The organism is Lysinibacillus sp. RS11, assembly GCF_042019215.1.
Taxonomy (GTDB): domain Bacteria; phylum Bacillota; class Bacilli; order Bacillales_A; family Planococcaceae; genus Lysinibacillus; species Lysinibacillus xylanilyticus_A.
The window spans coordinates 1,094,283-1,116,835 of record NZ_CP168124.1 but is presented as its reverse complement, the minus strand read 5'-3'; the positions used below and the strand labels follow the sequence as shown (position 1 = coordinate 1,116,835).

Annotated in this window: 21 protein-coding genes; 5 read left to right on the top strand and 16 right to left on the bottom strand. The window is 37.9% G+C overall.

Annotation, left to right across the window (positions count from 1 at the left end; all coding sequences use genetic code 11):
* Positions 1-228: 228 nt before the first annotated feature.
* Positions 229-417, top strand: coding sequence for a 50S ribosomal protein L28 (gene rpmB / locus AB9L17_RS05420; RefSeq protein ID WP_004227417.1), 189 nt, complete (start codon positions 229-231; stop codon positions 415-417).
* 510 nt (positions 418-927) lie between these two features.
* Here rpmB and spoVM read toward each other — a convergent pair.
* The 15 genes from spoVM to AB9L17_RS05345 all read right to left on the bottom strand — a co-directional run bounded on the left by spoVM (position 928) and on the right by AB9L17_RS05345 (position 15,513).
* A complete protein-coding gene (spoVM, locus tag AB9L17_RS05415) occupies positions 928-1,029 on the bottom strand; it encodes a stage V sporulation protein SpoVM (RefSeq protein WP_139114376.1) in 102 nt (33 codons plus the stop codon).
* 18 nt (positions 1,030-1,047) lie between these two features.
* A complete protein-coding gene (locus AB9L17_RS05410; protein ID WP_068983194.1) occupies positions 1,048-1,701 on the bottom strand; it encodes a thiamine diphosphokinase in 654 nt (217 codons plus the stop codon).
* Positions 1,698-2,366 (bottom strand): ribulose-phosphate 3-epimerase, encoded by a 669-nt coding sequence (rpe, locus tag AB9L17_RS05405; RefSeq protein ID WP_223552767.1) that lies wholly within the window; start codon positions 2,364-2,366, stop codon positions 1,698-1,700. Before rpe ends, AB9L17_RS05410 begins: the two co-directional genes overlap by 4 nt.
* A 2-nt stretch (positions 2,367-2,368) precedes the next feature.
* A complete protein-coding gene (rsgA, locus tag AB9L17_RS05400; RefSeq protein ID WP_068983196.1) occupies positions 2,369-3,253 on the bottom strand; it encodes a ribosome small subunit-dependent GTPase A in 885 nt (294 codons plus the stop codon).
* An 11-nt stretch (positions 3,254-3,264) separates the two neighbouring features.
* Positions 3,265-5,241, bottom strand: a complete 1,977-nt coding sequence (pknB, locus tag AB9L17_RS05395) for a Stk1 family PASTA domain-containing Ser/Thr kinase (protein ID WP_223552584.1) — start codon at positions 5,239-5,241, stop codon at positions 3,265-3,267.
* Between the two features lie 2 nt (positions 5,242-5,243).
* The gene (locus AB9L17_RS05390) at positions 5,244-5,993 is read right to left on the bottom strand and encodes a Stp1/IreP family PP2C-type Ser/Thr phosphatase (protein WP_223552766.1); all 750 of its coding nucleotides are present in this window, start codon (positions 5,991-5,993) and stop codon (positions 5,244-5,246) included.
* 6 nt (positions 5,994-5,999) lie between these two features.
* Positions 6,000-7,142 carry a 23S rRNA (adenine(2503)-C(2))-methyltransferase RlmN gene (gene rlmN, locus AB9L17_RS05385; protein WP_068983199.1) on the bottom strand — a complete coding sequence of 381 codons (1,143 nt, stop codon included), beginning with the start codon at positions 7,140-7,142 and terminating at the stop codon, positions 6,000-6,002.
* Complete coding sequence (rsmB, locus tag AB9L17_RS05380) at positions 7,142-8,503, bottom strand: 16S rRNA (cytosine(967)-C(5))-methyltransferase RsmB (protein ID WP_223552581.1); 1,362 nt, start codon at positions 8,501-8,503, stop codon at positions 7,142-7,144. The genes rlmN and rsmB overlap by 1 nt, the downstream gene beginning before the upstream one ends.
* Positions 8,500-9,441 (bottom strand): methionyl-tRNA formyltransferase, encoded by a 942-nt coding sequence (gene fmt, locus AB9L17_RS05375; RefSeq protein ID WP_223552580.1) that lies wholly within the window; start codon positions 9,439-9,441, stop codon positions 8,500-8,502. The genes rsmB and fmt overlap by 4 nt, the downstream gene beginning before the upstream one ends.
* Position 9,442: 1 nt before the next feature.
* Positions 9,443-9,937, bottom strand: a complete 495-nt coding sequence (gene def, locus AB9L17_RS05370) for a peptide deformylase (RefSeq protein WP_068983202.1) — start codon at positions 9,935-9,937, stop codon at positions 9,443-9,445.
* A gap of 115 nt (positions 9,938-10,052) precedes the next feature.
* Positions 10,053-12,467 carry a primosomal protein N' gene (gene priA / locus AB9L17_RS05365; protein WP_083226892.1) on the bottom strand — a complete coding sequence of 805 codons (2,415 nt, stop codon included), beginning with the start codon at positions 12,465-12,467 and terminating at the stop codon, positions 10,053-10,055.
* Positions 12,464-13,474 carry a bifunctional phosphopantothenoylcysteine decarboxylase/phosphopantothenate--cysteine ligase CoaBC gene (gene coaBC / locus AB9L17_RS05360; protein ID WP_068983500.1) on the bottom strand — a complete coding sequence of 337 codons (1,011 nt, stop codon included), beginning with the start codon at positions 13,472-13,474 and terminating at the stop codon, positions 12,464-12,466. The genes priA and coaBC overlap by 4 nt, the downstream gene beginning before the upstream one ends.
* 270 nt (positions 13,475-13,744) lie before the next feature.
* Entirely contained in the window at positions 13,745-13,972 is a 228-nt protein-coding gene (gene rpoZ, locus AB9L17_RS05355) for a DNA-directed RNA polymerase subunit omega (protein WP_068983203.1), read from the bottom strand.
* 4 nt (positions 13,973-13,976) lie between these two features.
* Positions 13,977-14,594, bottom strand: coding sequence for a guanylate kinase (gmk, locus tag AB9L17_RS05350; protein ID WP_068983204.1), 618 nt, complete (start codon positions 14,592-14,594; stop codon positions 13,977-13,979).
* Between the two features lie 43 nt (positions 14,595-14,637).
* A complete protein-coding gene (locus AB9L17_RS05345) occupies positions 14,638-15,513 on the bottom strand; it encodes a YicC/YloC family endoribonuclease (protein WP_068983205.1) in 876 nt (291 codons plus the stop codon).
* A gap of 282 nt (positions 15,514-15,795) precedes the next feature.
* Between AB9L17_RS05345 and AB9L17_RS05340 the strand changes: the two genes are divergently transcribed.
* Complete coding sequence (locus AB9L17_RS05340) at positions 15,796-17,493, top strand: Rqc2 family fibronectin-binding protein (RefSeq protein ID WP_068983206.1); 1,698 nt, start codon at positions 15,796-15,798, stop codon at positions 17,491-17,493.
* Positions 17,494-17,759: 266 nt separating this feature from the next.
* Here AB9L17_RS05340 and AB9L17_RS05335 read toward each other — a convergent pair whose 3' ends face one another.
* Positions 17,760-17,981, bottom strand: a complete 222-nt coding sequence (locus AB9L17_RS05335; protein WP_375200171.1) for a hypothetical protein — start codon at positions 17,979-17,981, stop codon at positions 17,760-17,762.
* Between the two features lie 918 nt (positions 17,982-18,899).
* On the opposite strand from AB9L17_RS05335, the gene AB9L17_RS05330 reads away from it, so the two are divergent.
* The 3 genes from AB9L17_RS05330 (at position 18,900) to AB9L17_RS05320 (ending at position 22,540) form a co-directional block, all read left to right on the top strand.
* Positions 18,900-20,558 carry a peptide ABC transporter substrate-binding protein gene (locus tag AB9L17_RS05330; protein WP_068983207.1) on the top strand — a complete coding sequence of 553 codons (1,659 nt, stop codon included), beginning with the start codon at positions 18,900-18,902 and terminating at the stop codon, positions 20,556-20,558.
* A gap of 132 nt (positions 20,559-20,690) precedes the next feature.
* Complete coding sequence (locus tag AB9L17_RS05325; RefSeq protein ID WP_068983208.1) at positions 20,691-21,620, top strand: ABC transporter permease; 930 nt, start codon at positions 20,691-20,693, stop codon at positions 21,618-21,620.
* Positions 21,620-22,540, top strand: a complete 921-nt coding sequence (locus tag AB9L17_RS05320) for an ABC transporter permease (RefSeq protein ID WP_068983209.1) — start codon at positions 21,620-21,622, stop codon at positions 22,538-22,540. Before AB9L17_RS05325 ends, AB9L17_RS05320 begins: the two co-directional genes overlap by 1 nt.
* The last annotated feature ends 13 nt before the right edge of the window (positions 22,541-22,553 follow it).

Here is a 22,553-nt window from a genome sequence, read left to right as displayed (position 1 = left end):
ATTGAAAATTTATTGAAAACTTTTTAATTATATTAGCTTAAATTTGCTGTATCCAGAAATTGATTCCCTCTTATCTGACAATTATTTATGTCTGTAAAGGTTTTTTTCTTGAAAGGTTATGTGAAAACTGTTGCACTGAACGTCATCGTATGTTAAATTATTATGGTATGTGAAATACCGAACTGAAATAATAATCTTTCAGCATCAACAGTAAGGAGGGAATACAACATGCCAAAACAATGTGTAATCACTGGACGTAAAGCTCGTACTGGTAACAACCGTTCCCACGCTATGAACGCTAACAAACGTACTTGGGGTGCTAACCTTCAAAAAGTTCGTATCTTAGTAGACGGTAAACCAAAACGTGTATGGGTTTCTGCTCGTGCATTAAAATCAGGTAAAATTGAGCGCGTTTAATCGTTGCTTCCAAAAAATCGATTTGGCATTTGGCGCAAATCGATTTTTTTCTTTCTAATTAACTGGGCAGACTACCAACCGCCTTTGTGAATATTTAGATATAAGTAGAAGTTGTATTTAAACATCCTTCTAGTGGACGACCATAAATACAATAAAATGACTAAGTCGTTAGAAATTACATCTCGTTGTAATTTCTAACGGCTTTCTTTACATATAACAGCTCATTTCAGCACAACAATCCCCTGTTATCTAGAGAAACCGCAGTTACAATATACTAAAGTATGGCTCTCCGGCAAAACAAAGGGTTGATTTCCGTTCCGACTGGACGCTTTGCGCTGACGCGCAGAGCAGAGCTTCCTGGGGGCGTCGAGGCAACAGATGTTTTTTGCGCGAAAGCGAAGCGTCAGCGGCAAAGCGAGTAGCCTGGAACGGAAATCACCCACCACAATATTCACAAAGATTCCCTTGGCCATTTTGTTTTTCAACACTAAAAGAAAAATCCGACTAGTGTTAGTCGGATTTTTTTACTTTCTTTTCTTTTTTAAAAAGATTGATACACGTACGCGTAATACTACTCACAAATTTCGGTAGCTGGAACGTATATACTTTCAGGACCCTCTCCCCCTCACACTAATCTATGCTTCTTATCATTAAACATATGCCTTGCGAGAAAGATATAGACCCTGAATTACCTATTATTTCATTACTTGTAAAGCGGGATGTCCCTAGAGAGATTTCTTCATTTGTTGTTTCATATTTCACTTGCCTTAATGTCACTTCTTTAATCGGCTCTTCATGTGCAAAAAAAGACAAATAACGATATTGCTCGTTTGCTTCTATGTTATGTTTGCCCGGCATTAAAAATTGCAACATATTTGCATGATTACTAATCTTCAATACTACCTGTGGATGCTCTTTTTGTAAGCGATACATCGAACGAACCGCTGCCTCATAATGATCTAAGCGCCCACCTGTAACACCTGTAAGAACAATTTCTAGCGGTGTATACGTCAAGGCTTTTAACAACGCTAAGTCCGTATCTGTTTCATTTTTTTCTTCCAGAAATCGTTGACTATCATTTGTATGAGTCATCACCATTTCGTATTCCTCTTGTGAGAGTGAATCAAAATCTCCTACTATGGCATGTGGTGTAATTCCTTGCTCAACCAAATAAAGTGCTCCTCGATCAGCTCCGATAAAAATGACATCATTTTGCTCTTTAAACGGTTTAAATGAACAGAGTTCCTCTTTTGGTCCACCTGCACAAACAACGACTATTGTCATTCTTTAATCGCTGCCTCACCAGCAGCTAATATTTCCTGAAGTGCCGCTGTACGATCTTCTTTACTATAAATTGCTGAGCCAGCTACAAAAATAGTTGCTCCTGCTTTTGCACAAGGAATAATAGTCTCTGCATTAATACCACCGTCGATTTCGATAGCAATATCAAGATTACGTTCTTTAATAATAGCTGCTAATGCTTCAATTTTTGGTACTACAGAATGAATGAATTTTTGTCCACCAAAGCCTGGATTCACAGTCATGAACAACACCATATCAATATCCTCTAAAACATGTTGAATTGATTCTATTGGTGTATGTGGATTTAATACAACACCAGGTTTGACTCCATATGAGCGAATTAATTGAATCGTACGGTGTAAATGACGGCAAGCCTCTACATGCACTGTAATATAGTCTGCTCCTGCTTTTGCAAATTGTTCTATATACTGATCAGGATTTTCAATCATTAAATGAACGTCCAACGGTAAATCAGTTAAAGGACGGATTGCATCTAAGGCGATGGAGCCAAATGAAATATTCGGCACAAAATGACCATCCATAACATCAATATGAATAAGCTGTGCACCCGCTTTTTCTACTTCCTTTACTTCTTCTCCTAATTTAGCAAAGTTAGCTGCTAAAATTGATGGTGCTATTTGTATCATCATTAATACCTCGGCTTTCGATCCATAATTTCTTGTATAAATTGTTCGTAGTGCTTATAGCGATAATCACGAATTTCTCCCGCTTCCACGGCTGCCTTTACCGCACATTTTGGCTCCTTTAAATGTAAACAGCCTCTGAATTTACAATCCTCGGCAACTCGGGCCATATCAGGGAAGCATGCACCTATCTCTTCTTTTTCTATTTCATCAAAATCAAAAGAACTAAATCCAGGTGTATCTGCTAATAAACCGTCACATACCTCGATTAATTCGACGTGGCGAGTCGTATGTTTTCCACGTCCTAAGCTTTGTGAAATAACGCCCGTTTTTAAATTTAAATCTGGGATTAATGTATTTAGTAGTGTGGATTTCCCCACTCCAGATTGTCCTGCTAAAACAGATGATTTCCCTTTTAATATGGGCTGCAAGCGTTCAACTAATTCTTCCTCACCCTTATAGGTTTGCAGCACGGTATACCCCATGCTTTCATAATCTTCAATATAGCTTTGTAATTCCTCACGTTCATGCTCTTCTAGCAAATCCATCTTTGTTAAACAAATAATCGGATGGACATGAAATGACTCTAAAACAACTAAGAATCGATCCAGCAAAATGGTATTAAAATTAGGTTCTTTTACAGAAAAAACCAGAATACCTTGATCAATATTAGCAATCGGAGGGCGTACTAATTCATTTTGGCGATCCATAATTTTTTGAATGGTACCGTCCGACCCCTCTGTTTCCACTGTGTATTCTACAATGTCGCCAACGAGTGGGGATTCCCCGCGATTGCGAAATACCCCACGTCCTCGACATTGTATAAGCTGCTTTCCATCATATACATAATAATAACCGCTTAATGCTTTACGAATTTGGCCTTGCGCCATCCAATTCCCCCTTATTTAATATCATCATATCCAATTTTATCTTCAGCGATAATTTCCGAATCACGTATAATTTTATAGGCCGCTTCCTGCCCCTCTTCAATGACAAGCTGTATTTGGTATTGTGTATCAGCCGTGATCGTAAATTCCTTAAATGTTTCTAGTATCGAATGGTTTTTATCTTGAATATCAATTCGAATAGTTTGCTCCATACCTTCCTCTTTTGGCTCGTATGGAATTTCTACCGTGCTCACCCAAGTTTTAACAGGTTTTTCAGCGGGTCCTTTACTTAAAACAACAGCTATTGTGGAGCCTGCTTCAACTTCTGCCCCTTCTTTTGTCAATTGTGAAATTACACTTCCAGCCGGTACTGTATCATCAAAGTCTTCACGAGCAACGCGCCATTTTAAGCCTTTTCTACTTACATAGTCATCCATTTGAGCCTTCGTGTAATTCACAACATTATCTACGGTCACCATTTTTACCCCTGCGCTTACCTTAAATTTCATCGATGTATCTTTAGCAATTACCTCTTCTTGTGGTTGCGGCTCTTGTTCAATAATTTGTCCTTCTGGCGCTGTTGAATGCACGTAGGTAATTTGTGGCTCTAAAAATTTCCCCTTTAACATCGATTCGACTTGGCTGATTTGTTGCCCTACATAATTATCCACTTTCGTCATTTCTACTCCAAGACTAACGACTAAGTCTACTTCCGTACCTTCTACACGCTCTGTCCCCTCCGAAGGGTCTGTTTCAATAACTTTATCCTTTTCAACATTCTCATCAAAACGCTCCTGATGTTCACCAACAATAAAACCTTCAGCCTCTAATTTCTTAGTAGCTTCCTCAATTGTCAAATTAGCTACACTAGGTACAGGAAACTTTTTCGGACTAAATACATCTGTTGCAAATATCAGGAATAGAAGAATGGCAATGGCTACAATTACTAATCCAGCGACAAATATTGGCCATTTTTTCTTTTTCTTTACAGGCACTGATTTCTCAACTGGCTTCTTAACTTCTGGTTCAGGCTTTGATTGCGTAATTGGTTCGATCGCTCTTGTCTTCGTTAAATCTTCATCTTTACGTACAACTGACTCTTTTATAATCGGAATTGCCTTTGTAACATCATTATCAACCGGTATGACAAATTTTGGTTCGTTGATACGATTTGGCGATAAAACTGTCTCTAAATCCTCTTGCATTTCCTCAACAGTTGAATATCGGTGCGATGCGTCTTTTGCAGTAGCCTTCAGCACAACATTTTCCAAGCTTTGTGGAATCGTAGCATCGAATGCGCGAACTGACGGTGTCTCCGCTTGTAAATGCTTAAGCGCAATCGAAACAGCTGATTCTCCTGAAAACGGTAATTCCCCTGTTAATAATTCATATAAAACAATCCCAAGTGCATAAATATCAGATTTATTTGTTGCTGTACCGCCACGAGCCTGCTCTGGTGACAAATAATGCACAGTTCCAAGCACGGAGTTTGTTTGTGTAAATGACGTTGCACTAAGCGTCATCGCGATGCCAAAATCAGTTATTTTCACATTGCCCTCAGCATCCATTAAAATATTTTGAGGTTTAATGTCACGATGAATAATATGATTTTCATGAGCATTGGCAATTGCAGATGTTAACTGCTTCATAATATGCACACTTCTGGCAGGAGAAATTGGTGCAAATTCCTGTATGTACTGCTTTAATGTTTTTCCTTGGACATACTCCATTACAATATAATGTAGATCACCATCATCACCTACATCATAAACACTAACAATATTCGGATGTGTAAGACTTGTAGCAGAAAGTGCCTCACGTTGAAAACGTCGATGTAATTCATCCTCATTGGTAAAATCATAGCGCAATATTTTGATCGCTACATCACGGTTTAAAATCATGTCATGTGCCAAATAAACATTGGACATACCTCCGCCACCAATGAGCTCTTTAACTTTATAGCGGTCACTAATTCGTTTACCTACAAACATACTTACACCTCCTCATCTTGCCTTGTGAGTAGCACGAGGGAGATATTGTCTTCCCCCCCGCTTGCATTTGCTAATTCCACAAGTTTCCGTCCTTTTTCTTCTATTGAATCTGGATACGTAATAATTGATGCCATTTCATACACGGTTAGTTTATTGCTTAAACCGTCAGAGCAAATGAGTAAATACGATTCTGATGCTAAATCAACTTCATAAAAGTCAGGTTCAATCGTTTCTTCTGTACCAACAGCTTTTAAGATGAAATTTTTCTTTGGATGTGTCAACGCTTCCTCTTCACTTATTTCACCATTTTCAACGAGAACATTTACATATGAGTGATCTCTTGTTATTTGTTGTGCACCATCATCAAAGAAATAATACACACGACTATCGCCAACATGTGCGATAAAGCAATGATTATCTTCAATTAACACCGCAATAAACGTCGTGCCCATTCCTTTACAGTCTTCATGTGATAAAGAATAGTCATATATATTTTTATTTAATTGCTTAACTGCTTGTAATAACCATTCTTTTTTTGATGTTGTTGATGCAAAATGATGTGCCTCTGCCTGTAAAAAAACGGATTCTATCTGTTTCATTGCCATATCACTTGCTACATCGCCAGCATTATGACCCCCCATGCCGTCCGCTACAAGTGCAAGTGCAAGCCCGTCTGGACGTTTAAAAAAAGCCGCACGGTCTTCATTAATTGCTCTTTTTAACCCAATATCACTTTCGACTGTGTATTTCAACACTGGTCACCTCGTCTCTTCAGATCTCTCTTGCGCACGTAACTGTCCACACGCAGCTGCAATATCTGAACCTTGCTCTCTGCGGATCGTTACGTTAATACCATTTTTCTTTAAAGTTTTTTCAAAGGCAAAAATTTGACTACGAGATGTGCGAACATAATCACGTTCTGGTACGTAGTTTACAGGAATTAAGTTCACGTGGCATTTAATTCCTTTTATTAATGCAGATAATTCTTCAGCAACTTCAACTGAATCATTTTCACCAGACATTAAACCATACTCAAAAGTTACACGTCGGCCAGTTTTTTTAGTATAGTAACGGACCGCTTCCATTAATTCATCCAATTTGTAAGCACGTGCAATTGGCATTAGTTTTTGACGAGCCTCTTGGTTTGGTGCGTGCAAGGATACTGCGAAGTTGATTTGTAACTGTTCATCAGCAAATTGATAAATTTTCGGAACAATCCCTGATGTCGATACAGTGATGTGACGAGCACCAATGTTTAACCCTTTTTCATGGTTGATGACTTTTAAGAAGTTCATCATTGCATCATAATTATCGAAAGGTTCTCCAATACCCATAATAACGATATGCGATACACGCTCGCCCACTTCATCTAAAGTTTGTTGTACTTTGACAACTTGCTCTACGATTTCCCCTGCTAGTAAGTGACGTTTTAATCCACCTAATGTTGACGCACAAAACGTACAACCAATTCGGCAGCCTACCTGTGTCGTCACACAAATAGAGTTCCCGTATTCATGACGCATTAATACAGTTTCAATAGAATAGCCATCTTGTAATTGGAATAAAAACTTGATAGTACCATCTTTTGATTCCTGTTGAATAATTGTTGACAATGTCGTCAATACAAAACTTGCTTCAAGCTTTTCACGTAATCCTTTTGAAAGGTTAGACATTTCATCAAATGTTTTTACACGTTTATTATAAAGCCAATCAAAAATTTGTGCTGCACGGAATGGTTTTTCACCATTTTCCTTTAACCATTCTTCTAACTGTTCCGGCTGTAATGAGTATACCGATTCCTTTAAATTTGGTTTTTCTTTTTTCGCGCGTCGAACGGGCTTGTCTTCTGCTTCTTCAACTAAGTCGCTAATGCGCTCATTAAATTTCTCTTGATCCACCATTAGTTGGATTCTCCTTTTTTACGAAAGGCTGCAACGAAGAAACCGTCACTGCCAAAGTCTTGTGGAAAGACTTGAAGCATGCCATTTGCTTGCTTTTCCGCTAATTTTGTTGGTAAAGATTCTAGTTGTATAGCTTCCATTTCTGGATGCGTAGTTAAAAAGGCTTCTACAGTGCCTTCATTTTCTTTTTTATCGACTGTACATGTACTGTACACAAGTTTGCCACCAATTTTCAATACTTTTGTTGCAGCATTTAATAACGCCAATTGTATTTTTTGGAGATTTTCTAAATCTTCTTCTCGTTTTGTATATTTAATATCTGGCTTACGGCGCATAACTCCTAAACCACTACAAGGCGCATCGACTAAAATAGCGTCGAATGATTCTGCTTGTAGAAAATCCGGTGCCTTACGTCCATCAATTGGAGCAGTCTCTACTATATCAATCCCTAGACGATCAGTATTATGGTCGATTAAATCTAGTTTATGAGGGTGAAGGTCAGTCGCTAAAATCGAACCTTCATTTTTCATAATCTCAGCTATATGTGTTGTCTTTCCACCTGGAGCTGCACACATATCTAAGACACGCATGCCAGGAGATGGGTGCAAAACATTCGCTGGAATCATGGAGCTTTCATCCTGAATGGTAATAAGACCTTCTTGGAATGCCTTTGTTCGAGCTGGCTGACCATTTGTTACATGTAAGCATTCAGGCATTATATCGCTTTTTTTCGCCGTTAAGCCTTCCGCTTCTATGCTAGCAATCGCTTGATCAACGCTCACTTTTGTCGTATTTACACGGACAGTTTGCACTGGAGGCACATTATTTTCATGTAACATTTCAGACGCTATTTCAATACCATAATTCTCGACAAAGCGTTGCACTAACCACTCCGGATGACTCGTTTCAATGACTAGACGCTCAATCGGATCTTTAATCTCATCAATAGAAGCTACACCCTGACGTAAAATAGAGCGTAAAATACCGTTAACCATTGAAGCTATACCTTTGTGACCTCGTCGCTTGGCAATTTCTACAGCTTCATTCACCGCTGCATGTGGTGGTATTCGCGTTAAATAATGCATTTGATATAAAGATAAACGTAAAAGCCAGCGCACCCAATGATCTACTGAACCACGAATAAATGGCTCTAAATAGTAGTCAAGTGTCATTTTAAATTGCAAAGTACCGTACGTAATTTCTGTTAAAAGCGCACGATCTTTCGCTTCAATTTTATGGCGCTTTATCGTTTCATTTAAAAGTAAATTACTATAGGCTTGATTTTTATCCACTGCTAACAAAATAGAAAGTGCAGCATCACGCACATTCCCATCCCAAATTACTACGCTTTTTTTACTCATTTAAATTGGTCCCCAATCTGTAATTTAGAACCTGTACCACGCAAATATTCCTCTGCTGTCATGCGTTTTTTACCAGCTGGTTGTACATCATACAGGGCAAGTGTTGTTCCATTTCCTGCTGCAACTTCAAAATAATCCTTTGAAATCGCAACGACCTCACCAGGTATGGCATCATGCTTCGTATCGCCAACTTGTGCCCACCAAATTTTAAAGTTCCCATCTTCAAATGTTGTATAGGCAACTGGCCATGGATGAAGACCACGCACTTGATTGTATAAAGTTGTAGCATCTTTTGCCCAGTCGATTCGTTCCTGTTCACGTGAAATATTGCTGGCAAAGGTTACTTGCGCTTCATCCTGTACGGTACGATTATTTGTTCCATTTATAATAGAAGGAAGTGTTTCTTTTAATAATTCGCAGCCTACAACACTTAGCTTATCAAATAGTCTACCCGTATGATCATCCTCTTCAATTGGGATAGCCTTTTGGGAAATGATATCACCAGCATCTAGCTTTTGTTCCATATACATAATTGTTACACCTGTCTCTTTTTCACCATCAATAATGGCTTGGTGAATAGGTGCTCCACCGCGATACTTTGGTAAAAGCGACGCATGGACGTTAATACAACCAAGCGGTGGTGCATCTAGCAATTCCTTCGGCAAAATTTGGCCAAAAGCTGCTGTTACGATTAGGTCAGGCTGTAAATCAATAATTTGTTGTAATTCCTCTGAACCACGTAGCTTTTCAGGCTGAATAACGTGTAAACCTAATTCTAAAGCTGCTGCCTTAACAGGTGGTGGTGTTAGCACACGTTTACGCCCAACTGGACGATCTGGCTGTGTAACTACCGCTTTAATAACATAGCCTTCATGGTGTAGCATACGCAAAATTGGCGCGGAGAAATCAGGTGTTCCCATAAAAATTATTGAAGTCATGTTATTCCTCCTCTTCAGCGTACATTGCTTCAAGCTCTTCTTCAGTTAGAATACGTTTGATTTTTGAATCAAATAGCACGCCATCTAAATGATCGATTTCATGTAAAATTGCTCGTGCATCAAAGCCTCCCGCTTCTAGCTCATAAACACGTCCTTCACGGTCACATGCTTCAATTTTTACATAGTCAGGGCGTTCAACCTCACCATATAATCCTGGGAAGCTTAGGCATCCCTCAATATCTACTTCCGCTCCATCCGTTACAATTACAGTCGGATTAATCATTTCTAAAATATCTCGTTCCTCGCCAAGCTCAACAATTGCAACTCGTAAGCCTACATCTATTTGTGGTGCTGCAATACCAACACCATCATATTCAACCATTGTGTCATATAAATCATCTAGTAAAGCAATAATTTCCTCATTAATTTCTGTTACTTCCGCACACGGCGTTGATAATACCTTTGCTGGATGTTCAACAACTTTTTTAATTGCCATCTTCTATTCCTCATTTCTATATTTAAGGCTTTTACCTTGTCTAATTGTAACGCCACATTATAATCTAACTAGTTCATATAAAAATGTCATCCCTGACTTTTGGTGATGAACTATTTTATATAGTTGACGGATCTAAATCTACCGTCATTAATATACCCTGTTTAATCCATTCCGCTCGATACATCGCTAGAAGGCGTTGTAATACAGGAATTAGATTTGGTTCAATTTTATATTTTATCAAACATTGATAGCGATATCTATTTTGGAGACGACTAATACTTGCCGTTGTTGGGCCAATAATGGCAACCCGGTTTGATAAGTTTTCTCTGAGCCAATCTGCCGCTCGTCCAGCATACTCTGCAGCCATCATGACATCTTCATGAGACATTTGAACAAGCGCTACAAAATAATAAGGTGGGTAGCCTGAGCGACGGCGTAAAAACATTTCACGTTCGTAAAACGGCTCGTAATCTTGTATTTTTGCCAATTCAATCGCATAATGCTCTGGTGTATACGATTGAATAATAACCTCACCATGCTTTTCATGACGGCCAGCTCTACCACTAACCTGCGTTAATAATTGGAATGTACGCTCCGCTGCACGGTAATCGGGTAGATGCAGAGATGTATCAGCACTAAGGACACCAACAAGCGTGATATTAGGAAAATCAAGACCTTTAGCAATCATTTGCGTCCCAAGCAAAATATCTGCCTGTCCTTCCCCAAATGCCTGCAAAATTTCTTCATGTGCACCTTTTTGCTTTGTTGTATCAACATCCATTCGGAGAACCCTTGCCTCAGGAAATAGCTTATAAATTTCTTCCTCGACTTTTTGTGTTCCCGTCCCAAAATAACGAATATGCTCACTCTGGCATTGTGGACATATTTGAGGAACACGCTCCTCATAGCCGCAATAATGACATTTTAATTTCTCTGTCGTTCGATGATACGTTAACGAGATGTCACAGTTCGGACATTGTACAACCGTTCCACAATCACGACAAAGCACAAAAGAAGAATAGCCACGACGATTTAAAAACAGCACCATCTGTTCTTTTTTCTCAAGTCTTACTCGTATAGCATCAATAAGTTGCTCCGAAAACATAGAACGATTTCCTTTTTGAAGTTCTTCTCGCATATCTGCAATAAAAACCGTTGGTAACGGTTGATGCAAAGCACGTTGTTTTAATGTTAGCAAACTATAAACGCCCTTTTTTGCTCTCGCAAATGATTCAAGTGCAGGCGTTGCACTACCTAATATAACAGGGCATTTGTAAAATTCACTTCTCCATATCGCTACATCTCTAGCATGATAACGTGGTGAATCTTCTTGCTTATATGTTGATTCATGCTCTTCATCTAAAATAATAAGACCTATATTTGTAAAAGGTGCGAAAATTGCTGAACGAGCTCCAACAACTACACTCACTTTCCCTTGCTGAATTTTACGCCATTCGTCATACTTTTCGCCGACAGATAACCCACTATGCATCACAGCAACCATCTCACCAAAACGACTGCGGAAACGTTCCGTCATTTGTGGTGTTAATGATATTTCAGGCACTAGCATAATGGCTTCCTTACCTTCATCTAACACCTTTTGTATTGCTTGCAAATAGATCTCCGTTTTACCACTCCCCGTGACGCCATGTAGTAAAAAAGTTTTCGCAGTCTGTTCTTCTAACGATGTTGTAATAGCCTTTAGGGCAGCATGTTGCTCATCCGTCAATTGTAAAGATTGAGTACGGGAAACCTCCTTCGTAAAAGGATCACGATACACCTCTTCTTGTATAAAGTGAGCGGCTCCCTTGTCAATAACTGACTGTAATACTGCCGAAGATACACCTGTTTCCTCATAGATTTTCTGTGGCAAAAGAACTTCTCCAAGGTGTGCATTCATCCATTCAATCAGCAGGCGCTGTTTAGCTGCTCTCGCTGCCTCTTCCATCGCCTTGTCGATATCTTGCTGATTATCTGAAATTTTGACCATTCGTATTTCTTTCACATTCCCTTGTTGCTTCACAACATTTTCAATTCTTACAATTTTATTAGTTATAAGCTGCTTTAATAACGGGAGTAAACCTGCACGCTCAAAATCCTTGAAATTAGCCTGTTGTCGCTTACCGAAAATAGCCTTAGCCTCTTCCGGTAAAGCATCTTTGTCCTCTTCCATCATGATGATTTTTTCATACTTCGCTCGAAGCGCTGATGGAAGCATGACCTGCAAGGCATCAATTTCATAGCAAATCGTTTCGTTTTTCAGCCACTTTGCCATTGATAGCATTTCTTCCGTTAGCACAGGCTCTATATCTAAAATTTGCGCAATAGATTTTAATTTGTTAGATGGTACATCTGTGTTATTTTTTAACCCGACCACAAAGCCTAACACATTTCTTGGTCCAAACGGTACTTTTACACGACAGCCCATTTCTATAATATTTACCCATTCTGTAGGTACTTCATAGTCAAATGGACGATCTACATGATATGTTGAAACATCCACTATAACTTCTGCAATCAAAAAACTCATTGCTTCTCACCATCTAAAACAAATGTCCAAAATGCTTTAGAAAACTGCGTGGCATCTGTCGCATCCCAAAATTGACCATTTACTTCTGCCGTATCACTAAAATCAATCCACGTGTCAGATACGATTGTTAACATTTGATCCCCAATAACTTTTTGTCCAAAGGTTATAGCAGTCTTTCCTTTTACGGATAATGTCGGTGCTCCTTCAATTGTAGGCGTATTTGCAGCATGGATAAAATATGCAGATGGATATTGTTTTTGATAATCCTCAAGCTGTTCAAAAAGCTTATGCACATTTGCTTCTTTCTCATTGATCAGGATAACATTTGCCCCAAGTTTTTTTGCTTCTTCTGCTATTGCTTGACCAATTCTTCCATTCGCTTGTGTACTAATAACATGGTGCTCGTCCAATGGAACATAAAATGCTCCAGCTGTGACCACTACCGTTTTACCAGCTAGTGGCTTGGCCTTCTCCGAAAAAAATTCTTGCACAATCGCCGTTATTTTTTCTGGCTCCTCTAAACGACCTTTACCAACATAGCCACATGCCAAAAATCCTTCCGAAGGCTCAATAAATTGATAGCCGTCAGATTTTAGTTGAGCCAAATTTCGTTTTACCGCTGGATGGTCATACATATGTACATTCATCGCTGGTGCAAGCCATACAGGGGCAGTTGTTGCAAGCAAGGTCGTCGTTACCATATCATCTGCAATGCCATTCGCCAGTTTCCCGATGACATTTGCAGTAGCTGGTGCAACTAAAATTAAATCTGCCCAATCAGCCAAATCAATATGGGCAATAACACTCGAATCCTTTTCATCAAAAGTATCGAAAAAAACATCATTTTTGGACATCACTTGAAAGCTCAGCGGATTAACAAATTGTCTTGCTGATGCTGTCATGATAACCTTTACATATGCCCCTGCCTGAGATAGCTTGCTAACAAGAGCGACAGCCTTATAAACCGCTATACCACCTGAAACACAAAGTAAAATATTTTTATTCATGCACAATCGTCCTTTCAAATGATAAGCTCCCAAAGGAAAATTCCTCGGGAGCTCTCGACATTCTGTATAATCAAAAATCCACTGCAGATGATCAATTATGCCTTGGCATAATTGCGTTTGAACATCCGCTGAAAAGTAGCTTAAATCGGCATTCATCTCACCACCGCCTAGAGAGGTGGGAGACTTCTGTACCTGTCGCTACGCTTTCGGTACAAAAGACTTTTGCTGAAAGAAGTTAACATTAATTTGGCAAAAGCTTATTTATCAATGTTAGATTTCGTCTTCGTATACAGTTGACTCATCCTGTGACACTTTCGTAAGTACACCCGCCGCTACTTCTTCAAGTGCTTTTCCTACGTATTTGTAAGAAACATACTTGTGTAAGCGTTCAGTGCCTTCTTCTTCTTGCATTTGACGAGCACGTTTAGATGCTAAACTTACTAATGAATATTTTGAATCGATTTCTTTTTTTAATGTATCTACTGATGGGTATAACATAGGTTTATTCTCCTCTCAACATTGACAAATATCTTTTTTCAACACGTTCTCTACGACAATGCTCGGCTTTAATAATCGCATTTATACGATCGCAGGCATTTGTCACTTCATCATTTTCAACCACATAATCATATAGGCTCATCATTTCGAGCTCTTCACTCGCAGTTGCAATACGCTTTGCAATCACTTCTGCTGTTTCTGTCCCACGACCAACTAAACGGTCTTTTAGTTCTGTTAAGCTCGGTGGGGCTAAGAAAATAAATAATGCATCTGGTGCCTTTTTACGGATTTGCGCAGCACCCTGCACTTCGATTTCTAAAAACACATCACGTCCTGCATCAAGTGTTTCATTTACATAGGCTAACGGTGTTCCGTAATAATTGCCTACAAATTCAGCATGCTCCAATAAACCACCATGATCAATTAACGTTTCAAATTCTTCACGTGTCTTGAAAAAATAGTCTACACCATCTACTTCACCTTCGCGAGGATTTCGTGTTGTCATCGAGATGGAATACTCATAATTCGTATTCGGCTGAGAAAATAATTCTTTACGCACTGTCCCTTTACCTACACCAGATGGGCCAGACAGAACAATTAATAATCCACGTTCTTTTATCATTTTTTCTCTATATCTCCCTTAATTTATAACAGATACATGCGAGCTATTCGATATTTTGAACTTGCTCACGCATCTTTTCTAAAATTGTTTTCGCCTGAACTACCGCAATGGCCGCCTCTGTAGATTGATTTTTTGAACCAATCGTATTGATCTCACGGTGTATTTCCTGCATTAAAAAGTCTAGTTTACGGCCAACCGAAATCGTTTCTTGTAACGTTTCTTTCAGTTGTTGAAAGTGACTATCTAATCGGTCCAATTCTTCGGTGATGTCCACACGTTCTGCAAATATCGCTACTTCTGCAAGTAGGCGATCTTCTAACAACGCTCCATCCGCCACTTCAGAAATTCGTTCTAATAATCGTGTACGATATTTTTCAACAGCAAGAGAGGAACATGAACGAATCTGTTTCACTTGTTCCATTAACTGTTCTTTAAATTGTACAACAACATCTTGTAATTCTTGCCCTTCACGCTCACGCATTTGAAGCAACTGCTCAATTGCTTGCGTAATCGCCTTTTCAACAGCCGAAAGTAAATCCTCAGGTGTAAGCTGCGGTTTTTCCTGTACAAGTGCTTGTTCAAGCGATAGTAGCTCTTGCATCGTCCATTTTTCTTCTAGTGGTACTTTACTTGCTAATTGCTCTTTTGCCTTACGATACGCTTCAATTAATGACCAATTAATTTCAATAGTTTGCTCGACGTTATCTAAGTCCTTAACGTATACCATCACATCAATTTTGCCACGTGACAAAGCTTGTGAAATTAACTTCTTTGCAAAAATTTCTGCTTCAAGCCATTCTTTCGGAAATTTTGCATGAATTTCTAAAAAGCGATGGTTGACCGAGCGCATTTCTACGGTTAATTGAAAGTCTTTTGTTGTTGTGACACCTCTGCCAAAACCAGTCATACTACGCACCAAGGTTCGTCACACCTTTCTTTGCATACTGGGATTATTATAACATAAGCTCTGTCATTTATGACGTCTCTCCATAAAAAATTAGATAGAGCAAAAGCTAATTCTACCACAATTGAAGCTATATTTTAATATTCACCTAAAAAATGCTATGATAAACATAAGAAAAGTGCATTTGTGCTACCTAAATGACTAAATGAACACTAACCTAGTGTAACAATGCACCATTAAAATATTAAAAAGACGAAAGTACCAAGATGCTTTATATTCTTGGGAAGAGGAATTCATATGGCATTTGATGGCTTATTTACTTATGCAATGACAGCCGACTTACAACAATTAGTAACAGGTCGGATCACTAAAATACATCAACCAAACGCTCAGGAGGTTGTTCTACATATTCGTGCGAACGGAAGCAATCATAAATTACTTTTTTCAATACATTCTTCTTACGCACGTGTCCATCTTACTGAGCAGTCTATCGAGAATCCAGCAGAACCTCCTATGTTTTGTATGCTGTTGCGCAAGCATTTAGATGGCGGTTTTATTTCTTCTATTAAACAGCATGATTTTGATCGCATTATAATAGTAGAAATTCACAGTAAAAATGAAATTGGCGATCCTATTGTCAGGGAATTACATGCTGAAATTATGGGACGTCACAGTAATCTGTTGTTAATAGATAAAGAGCAGGGGAAAATAGTCGACAGCTTAAAGCATTTGCCGCCTTCTGTGAATAGTTTTCGAACAGTGTTACCTGGTCAACCTTATATCGCGCCGCCTGCCCAAAATAAATGGCATCCTCTAGCAGTAACAGACGAACAGCTCACTAGTTTTTTCTCTGAACAAAAAACGGCTAAGGAAGTTGTTGCGCAATTTGTCGGCTTCTCACCCAATCATGCAGAAGAATTATTGTTCCGTTTAACAGATGCAGATGATCAAGTAAATTGCTTTAAAAATTTTATTTCTTCCTTTAATAACGGTGGAACGGAGCCAATGTATGTCATCGCGAATAATAAAACTTACTTCTCACCAATCGCTCTAACACATTTACAAGGGGATGTAACGATTTATCCAAATGTACATGAGCTGCTTGACCGCGTATTTTTTGCACGAGCCGAACGAGATCGCGTCAAACAGCAGGCAGGTGATTTAGAGCGATGGTTACAAAATGAAATTGATAAGCTTACATTAAAAACTAAAAAGTTAAATAAAGACTACGAACGTGCATCTAAACTTGATCAGTTCCAATTATATGGAGAATTACTGATGGCCAACATTTACGCGTTCGAAAAAGGTGTAAAGGAAGTAACTGTCGTTAACTACTATAGTGAGACTGGAGAAGAAGAAATCACCATTCCAGTAAGCGAACGTAAAACACCGATTGAAAATGCTCAAAGTTATTACACAAAATATACAAAAGCAAAAAATGCACTTATTATGGTTCAAGAACAGCTAGAAAAAACGAAGGAAGAAATAGCATATTTTGAAATGCTTGCTCAGCAAGTTCAACAAGCTGCTCCTGGGGATATAGAAGAAATTCGTGAAGAATTAGCAGAGCAAGGTTATTTAAAATTACGTCATGTAAGAAAAAAGAAAAAGCAAGTGAAGCCTGAGCCTGAACGTTATGTCTCTTCTACAGGTATAGCCATCTCAGTTGGGAAAAACAATAAGCAAAATGACATGCTTACATTTAAAATGGCTAAACGTACAGATATTTGGCTACATACAAAGGATATTCCTGGCTCTCATGTTGTCATTCATACGAGTGAACCAGACGACACAACATTACGAGAAGCTGCTACACTTGCTGCTTATTTTTCAAAAGCAAGAGACTCTTCCTCTGTTCCAGTCGATTACACAGAAATACGTCAGGTAAAAAAGCCAAATGGCGCTAAACCTGGTTTTGTTATTTACTTTGAACAAAAAACTTTATACATCGATCCAGATGAAACTGTCATTTTACAGTTAAAAAAACAGTCTTAAAAGTGGGGGCTGGGACAGAACTCGATTATTTTGAAAAATAGCGAAAACAGATAATAACTTTTTCGCTTTAATGAGTAGAGTGTTCCTTCCTAAATCAAAAAATGTTAGACCGAAATTGGTCTAACATTTTTTCTTTTGTCCCAGACTCTTTTTTTGGCTCATCACCATATAACGTATGTTTTCTGACCTGTCACTTAAACAAACCTCAGCAAATCCGTACGAAAGCGAAGTGTCTGGATGTTCCAAAATGCCAATCGCTGATAACATCATGAAAACCGCTGATAAAATGCCGTGAATCGCTGATAACACCTTGAAAAACCGCTGATAAAGTGCCGTGAATCGCTGATAACACCTTGAAAACCGCTGATAAAGTGCCGTGAATCGCTGATAACACCTTGAAAACTGCTGATAAAATGCCGTGAATCGCTGATAACACCTTGAAAACCGCTGATAAAATTCCGAGCAGCCATCACCTCGACGTTCAACATTTATATTACCCTATGTGGCTTCTCATTCACCCACCTACAACTGCTTTACTGTTTATTTTTAAAAAGCCTTTTATATAGAATTCATAATATGGTAAAATCGACCATATATAGAAGTTAAGTAAATTTTCTACTCATTAAGTTCTACTTAGATGATTTTTTAGTAATTATATGTAGAGGTCTTCCTTCTAAGAGAGACAAATGGCTTTCTCCATAAAACAGCAACATAAAAGTACTTAGAAGCATGTATGTTTTTCCATTTACATATACAAAATTCTGTTTGCATATAATTAATAAAATATAATGTTTTTTCATACATAGTTGTATATGCAAGCAATGTGTAAATTATTTCAAAAAAATATATTTAACCAAAATGCAATACACAATTTACTTAATAAATGTTCATTTTTTCAACATTTACTCTATTTCTTCTTTTTTCTCTTTTATACGAGATAACCTTAGATAAATACAAAACAAGATTCCTATATATCATTAATAGCTAAAAATATTCATTCTTTGCGATTAGAAATTACAAAAAAATACCTGAACTTGAAGCTAATTCACTCAGTTTTACAATGATTTTCTACATTTCTATACAAATCTCTCCAAGCATCTCTCCTGTGACTTTTGAATCATTTTTCGAATAACAATAGCATTATCGGAAGAATATGAATTTTCGGTATAATAAATCTTTTTTTAATTTTTGTTTTATTTTTGATATTCATAACAAATAAATATCAAATTTTTATTATCATATTACTTTCAAACACTAAAGTGATGAATCGAAAAAAATTATTATTCTATTAGATGTCAGATAATACTATATAAATTTGAATCTTTTTTATTTTGTGCAAATGATTTTTTTGGTATATTAAATAAGAGCTTCACAAAAGGCTTAAAAATTGTATAAGGGGGATTCACATGAATAAAAACAAAAAGTTTTTATTATTAACAGTCCTTGCAGTCTTTTCATTAGTACTAGCTGCATGTGGCTTCGGTGGAGATTCGTCTGAAAAATCAAAAGACGAAGGCAAAGATTCTGGTTCATCTGGAAAAGCTTCTCAAGAGTTAGATCTAGTAGTTGCTTCTGAACCACCATCACTACATCCACAATTAGCAACAGATTCAACTTCTAGTGTTATTCTTAAAAACATCTTTGAAGGATTAACAACACTAGACGATGATGCAAAACCAGTTCCAGCAGCTGCTGAAAGCTGGGAAATTAGCGATGATAAATTAACGTATACTTTCAAACTACGTGATGCTAAATGGTCAAATGGTGATCCAGTAGTTGCTGGTGACTTTGAATATGCGTGGAAATGGGCATTAAACCCTAATAATCTATCTGAATATGCTTCAATCCTTTATCCTATTAAAGGTGCTGAAGCTTACAATTTAGGTAAAGGTTCTGCTGATGCTGTAGGCATTAAAGCTCAAGACGAAAAAACTTTAGTAGTTACTTTAGAAAATCCAACACCTTACTTCTTAGAATTAACAGCATTTAAAACATATGCACCGTTAAATCAAAAAGTTGTTGAAGGCAAAGAAAACTGGTACGCAGATGCTGGTGAAGACTATGTAACAAACGGTCCTTTCACTTTAGCTGATTGGCAACACAATGCTACAGTTGTATTAAAGAAAAATGACAATTACTGGGATGCAGATAAAGTATCTTTAGAAACTGTAAATATTGACATGGTAGAATCTGAAGCAACTGCAGCTACAATGTACAAAAATGGAGAAATCGACTACCTTGGAGCACCATTCCAAGCTGTAGCTCTTGACTCAATTGATGAATTTAAAGAATCTAAAGTATTAAATATCGCTGACCAAGCTTCTGTTTATTGGTACAAATTCAATACAAAAGATAAAATCACTGGAAACGCTAACATCCGTAAAGCGTTAACATTAGCAATTGACCGTCAAGGATTAATTGACAACGTTACTAAAGGTGAACAAAAACCTGCATTAGGTATGGTTCCTATCACAGTTCAAGGTTTTGAAGAAGACCGCGGTTACTTCAAAGACAACGATATCGAAGGTGCTAAAGCAGCACTTGAAGCAGGTATGAAAGAACTTGGCATTAAAGATCCAAAAGACATTAAAATTAACGTTTCTTTCAACACAAGTGAAGCACACGCTGCTATCGCTCAATTTATCCAAGAGGGCTGGACTAAAAACCTTGGTATTACTGTAGGTCTTGATAACTCTGAATGGCAAGTATATTTAGAAAAAATTAACCAAGCAGACTTCCAAGTTGGACGTATGGGCTGGATTGGTGACTACAATGATGCTTATACATTCTTAGAAATGTTTAATACAGCTGCAAACGGTAACAACGATACTGGTTGGGAAAATGCTGAGTACAAAAAATTATTAGATCAATCTAATAAAGAAACAGATCCAGCTAAACGTATTGAACTTCTAAAACAAGCAGAAAAAGTTGCTGTTTCAGAATTCCCAGTTGCACCTATCTACTACTACACGAACCTTTCTGTAGTACATGATAACGTGAAAAACATGAAAGCAGATAAACTTGGTAACATCCAACTTAAAGACGTTGTAGTAGAAGAAAAATAGTCTAATTCATATCGCTTATTTAGCTCTACAGCGAAGAGCTGCCTCGTAGCCACTTCGGCGCGAGTCAGCTCTTTTTAAAATACGAAGGCATATATTTGTCTGAAAATTGACAAATAGAAGGAGGAGTTTCATGTGATTAAATATATTTTGAAAAGGCTGATGTATATACTTCTCGCGCTTTTCGTCATCGTAACGGTTACGTTTTTCTTAATGCGTCTTGCTCCGGGTAGTCCTTTTGCGAGTGAACGTAATTTCCCCCCTCAAATTGAGGAAAAGTTAAACGAAACGTATGGATTAAATAACCCTTGGTATATTCAGTACAAAGATTATTTAATCGATACGGCCACTTTCAATTTCGGTGAGTCAATGAAATATAAAGCGCGTTCTACAAATGATATGATCAAAGAAAGTTTCCCTGTTTCTTTAACATTAGGGATTGAAGCTATGCTATTGGCAGTTGGATTCGGTATTTTAATAGGAGTAGTTTCCGCGCTTTATCATAATAAGTTCCCGGATTATTTGGCAACGTCCTTTGCGGTGCTAGGTATTTCAGTACCTTCATTTATTTTAGCGGGTTTAATGCAGTATTTCTTATCCTACAAACTAGGCTTGTTCCCGGTAAGTGGATGGAAAGGCTTTGTTTATAGTATATTGCCAGCCCTTGCAATCGCTTTCAGCCACATGGGCTTTATCGCAAAATTAACACGTTCAAGTATGCTTGAACAAAATAATAGTGATTATGTAAAAATGGCACGTGCAAAAGGAATTGGTAAATGGACAATCGTCTTCCGTCACACTTTACGTAACGCTCTACTTCCAGTGGTGACATACTTAGGTCCTTTAACTGCAGGTGTTGTAACAGGTAGTTTCATAGTTGAACAAATTTTTGCTATCCCAGGACTAGGTAAACACTTTGTACAAAGTATTACAAACCGTGACTATACAGTAATCATGGGTACGACTGTGTTCTATTCCATCATCCTTTTATTTGCGGTATTAATCGTTGATATTTTATATAGTGTGATTGATCCGCGAATTAAACTGAAAGGAGCGAAAAAATAATGACACAGCAACAAATTGAAAAAGATAAGTTTAAAATTGTCGGTGGTAATCATGAAGCAACGGAAAAATTAGCTGATAAATCAGTCTCCTTTTGGAAGGAAGTATTTATCCGTTTCTCTCATAACAAAATGGCCATTCTAGGGATAATCGTTTTAATTATTATTATTTTAATGGCTACTTTCGTGCCTATGTTCTCTCAATATAAAGCAAGTGATCAACTTGGTGTTTATAATGCCCCACCATCTGCTGAATTTTGGTTCGGAACTGATGATTTAGGCCGTGATATTTTCGTTCGTATTTGGGAAGGTGCACGTATTTCATTATTTATCGGAATCGCTGCAGCTATCATCGACTTAATTATTGGTGTTATTTGGGGAAGTATTTCTGGTTTAGCTGGTGGACGCGTTGATAATATTATGATGCGTATTGCCGATGTTTTAACTGCTGTACCTTACCTATTAGTAGTAATCGTACTATTAGTTGTTATGCAGCCTGGTTTAGTTCCTATGATTATCGCACTTTCAATTACGGGTTGGATTAACATGGCTCGTATTGTACGTGGTGAAGTATTATCGATTAAAAATCAAGAATATGTTCTAGCTGCTCGTACTTTAGGTGCTAGCACTGGTCACCTAATTATTAAACATTTAGTTCCTAACGCACTTGGAGCGATTTTAGTAACGATGACATTAACAATTCCATCTGCGATCTTTACAGAATCATTCTTAAGTTATCTTGGCCTTGGGGTTCCTGCTCCAACAGCTTCTTGGGGCACAATGGCTTCTGAAGGGAATAAAGCGATTGGTAATGCTCCATGGCGTTTGATTTTCCCAGCAGTGTTCATTTCACTTACAATCTTTGCATTTAACGCAGTTGGTGACGGCTTACGTGATGCATTAGATCCAAAACTACGTAAATAAGGAGGTGGCCGAC

Excerpts from the sequence above, each read along its gene's own strand:
- rpmB (WP_004227417.1), top strand. The coding sequence starts at position 229 with ATGCCAAAACAATGTGTAATCACTGGACGTAAAGCTCGTACTGGTAAC.
- AB9L17_RS05410 (WP_068983194.1), bottom strand. The coding sequence starts at position 1,701 with ATGACAATAGTCGTTGTTTGTGCAGGTGGACCAAAAGAGGAACTCTGT.
- rpe (WP_223552767.1), bottom strand. The coding sequence starts at position 2,366 with ATGATACAAATAGCACCATCAATTTTAGCAGCTAACTTTGCTAAATTA.
- rsgA (WP_068983196.1), bottom strand. The coding sequence starts at position 3,253 with ATGGCGCAAGGCCAAATTCGTAAAGCATTAAGCGGTTATTATTATGTA.
- pknB (WP_223552584.1), bottom strand. The coding sequence starts at position 5,241 with ATGTTTGTAGGTAAACGAATTAGTGACCGCTATAAAGTTAAAGAGCTC.
- rlmN (WP_068983199.1), bottom strand. The coding sequence starts at position 7,142 with ATGGTGGATCAAGAGAAATTTAATGAGCGCATTAGCGACTTAGTTGAA.
- rsmB (WP_223552581.1), bottom strand. The coding sequence starts at position 8,503 with ATGAGTAAAAAAAGCGTAGTAATTTGGGATGGGAATGTGCGTGATGCT.
- fmt (WP_223552580.1), bottom strand. The coding sequence starts at position 9,441 with ATGACTTCAATAATTTTTATGGGAACACCTGATTTCTCCGCGCCAATT.
- def (WP_068983202.1), bottom strand. The coding sequence starts at position 9,937 with ATGGCAATTAAAAAAGTTGTTGAACATCCAGCAAAGGTATTATCAACG.
- priA (WP_083226892.1), bottom strand. The coding sequence starts at position 12,467 with ATGAGTTTTTTGATTGCAGAAGTTATAGTGGATGTTTCAACATATCAT.
- coaBC (WP_068983500.1), bottom strand. The coding sequence starts at position 13,474 with ATGAATAAAAATATTTTACTTTGTGTTTCAGGTGGTATAGCGGTTTAT.
- rpoZ (WP_068983203.1), bottom strand. The coding sequence starts at position 13,972 with ATGTTATACCCATCAGTAGATACATTAAAAAAAGAAATCGATTCAAAA.
- gmk (WP_068983204.1), bottom strand. The coding sequence starts at position 14,594 with ATGATAAAAGAACGTGGATTATTAATTGTTCTGTCTGGCCCATCTGGT.
- AB9L17_RS05340 (WP_068983206.1), top strand. The coding sequence starts at position 15,796 with ATGGCATTTGATGGCTTATTTACTTATGCAATGACAGCCGACTTACAA.
- AB9L17_RS05335 (WP_375200171.1), bottom strand. The coding sequence starts at position 17,981 with ATGTTGAACGTCGAGGTGATGGCTGCTCGGAATTTTATCAGCGGTTTT.
- AB9L17_RS05330 (WP_068983207.1), top strand. The coding sequence starts at position 18,900 with ATGAATAAAAACAAAAAGTTTTTATTATTAACAGTCCTTGCAGTCTTT.
- AB9L17_RS05320 (WP_068983209.1), top strand. The coding sequence starts at position 21,620 with ATGACACAGCAACAAATTGAAAAAGATAAGTTTAAAATTGTCGGTGGT.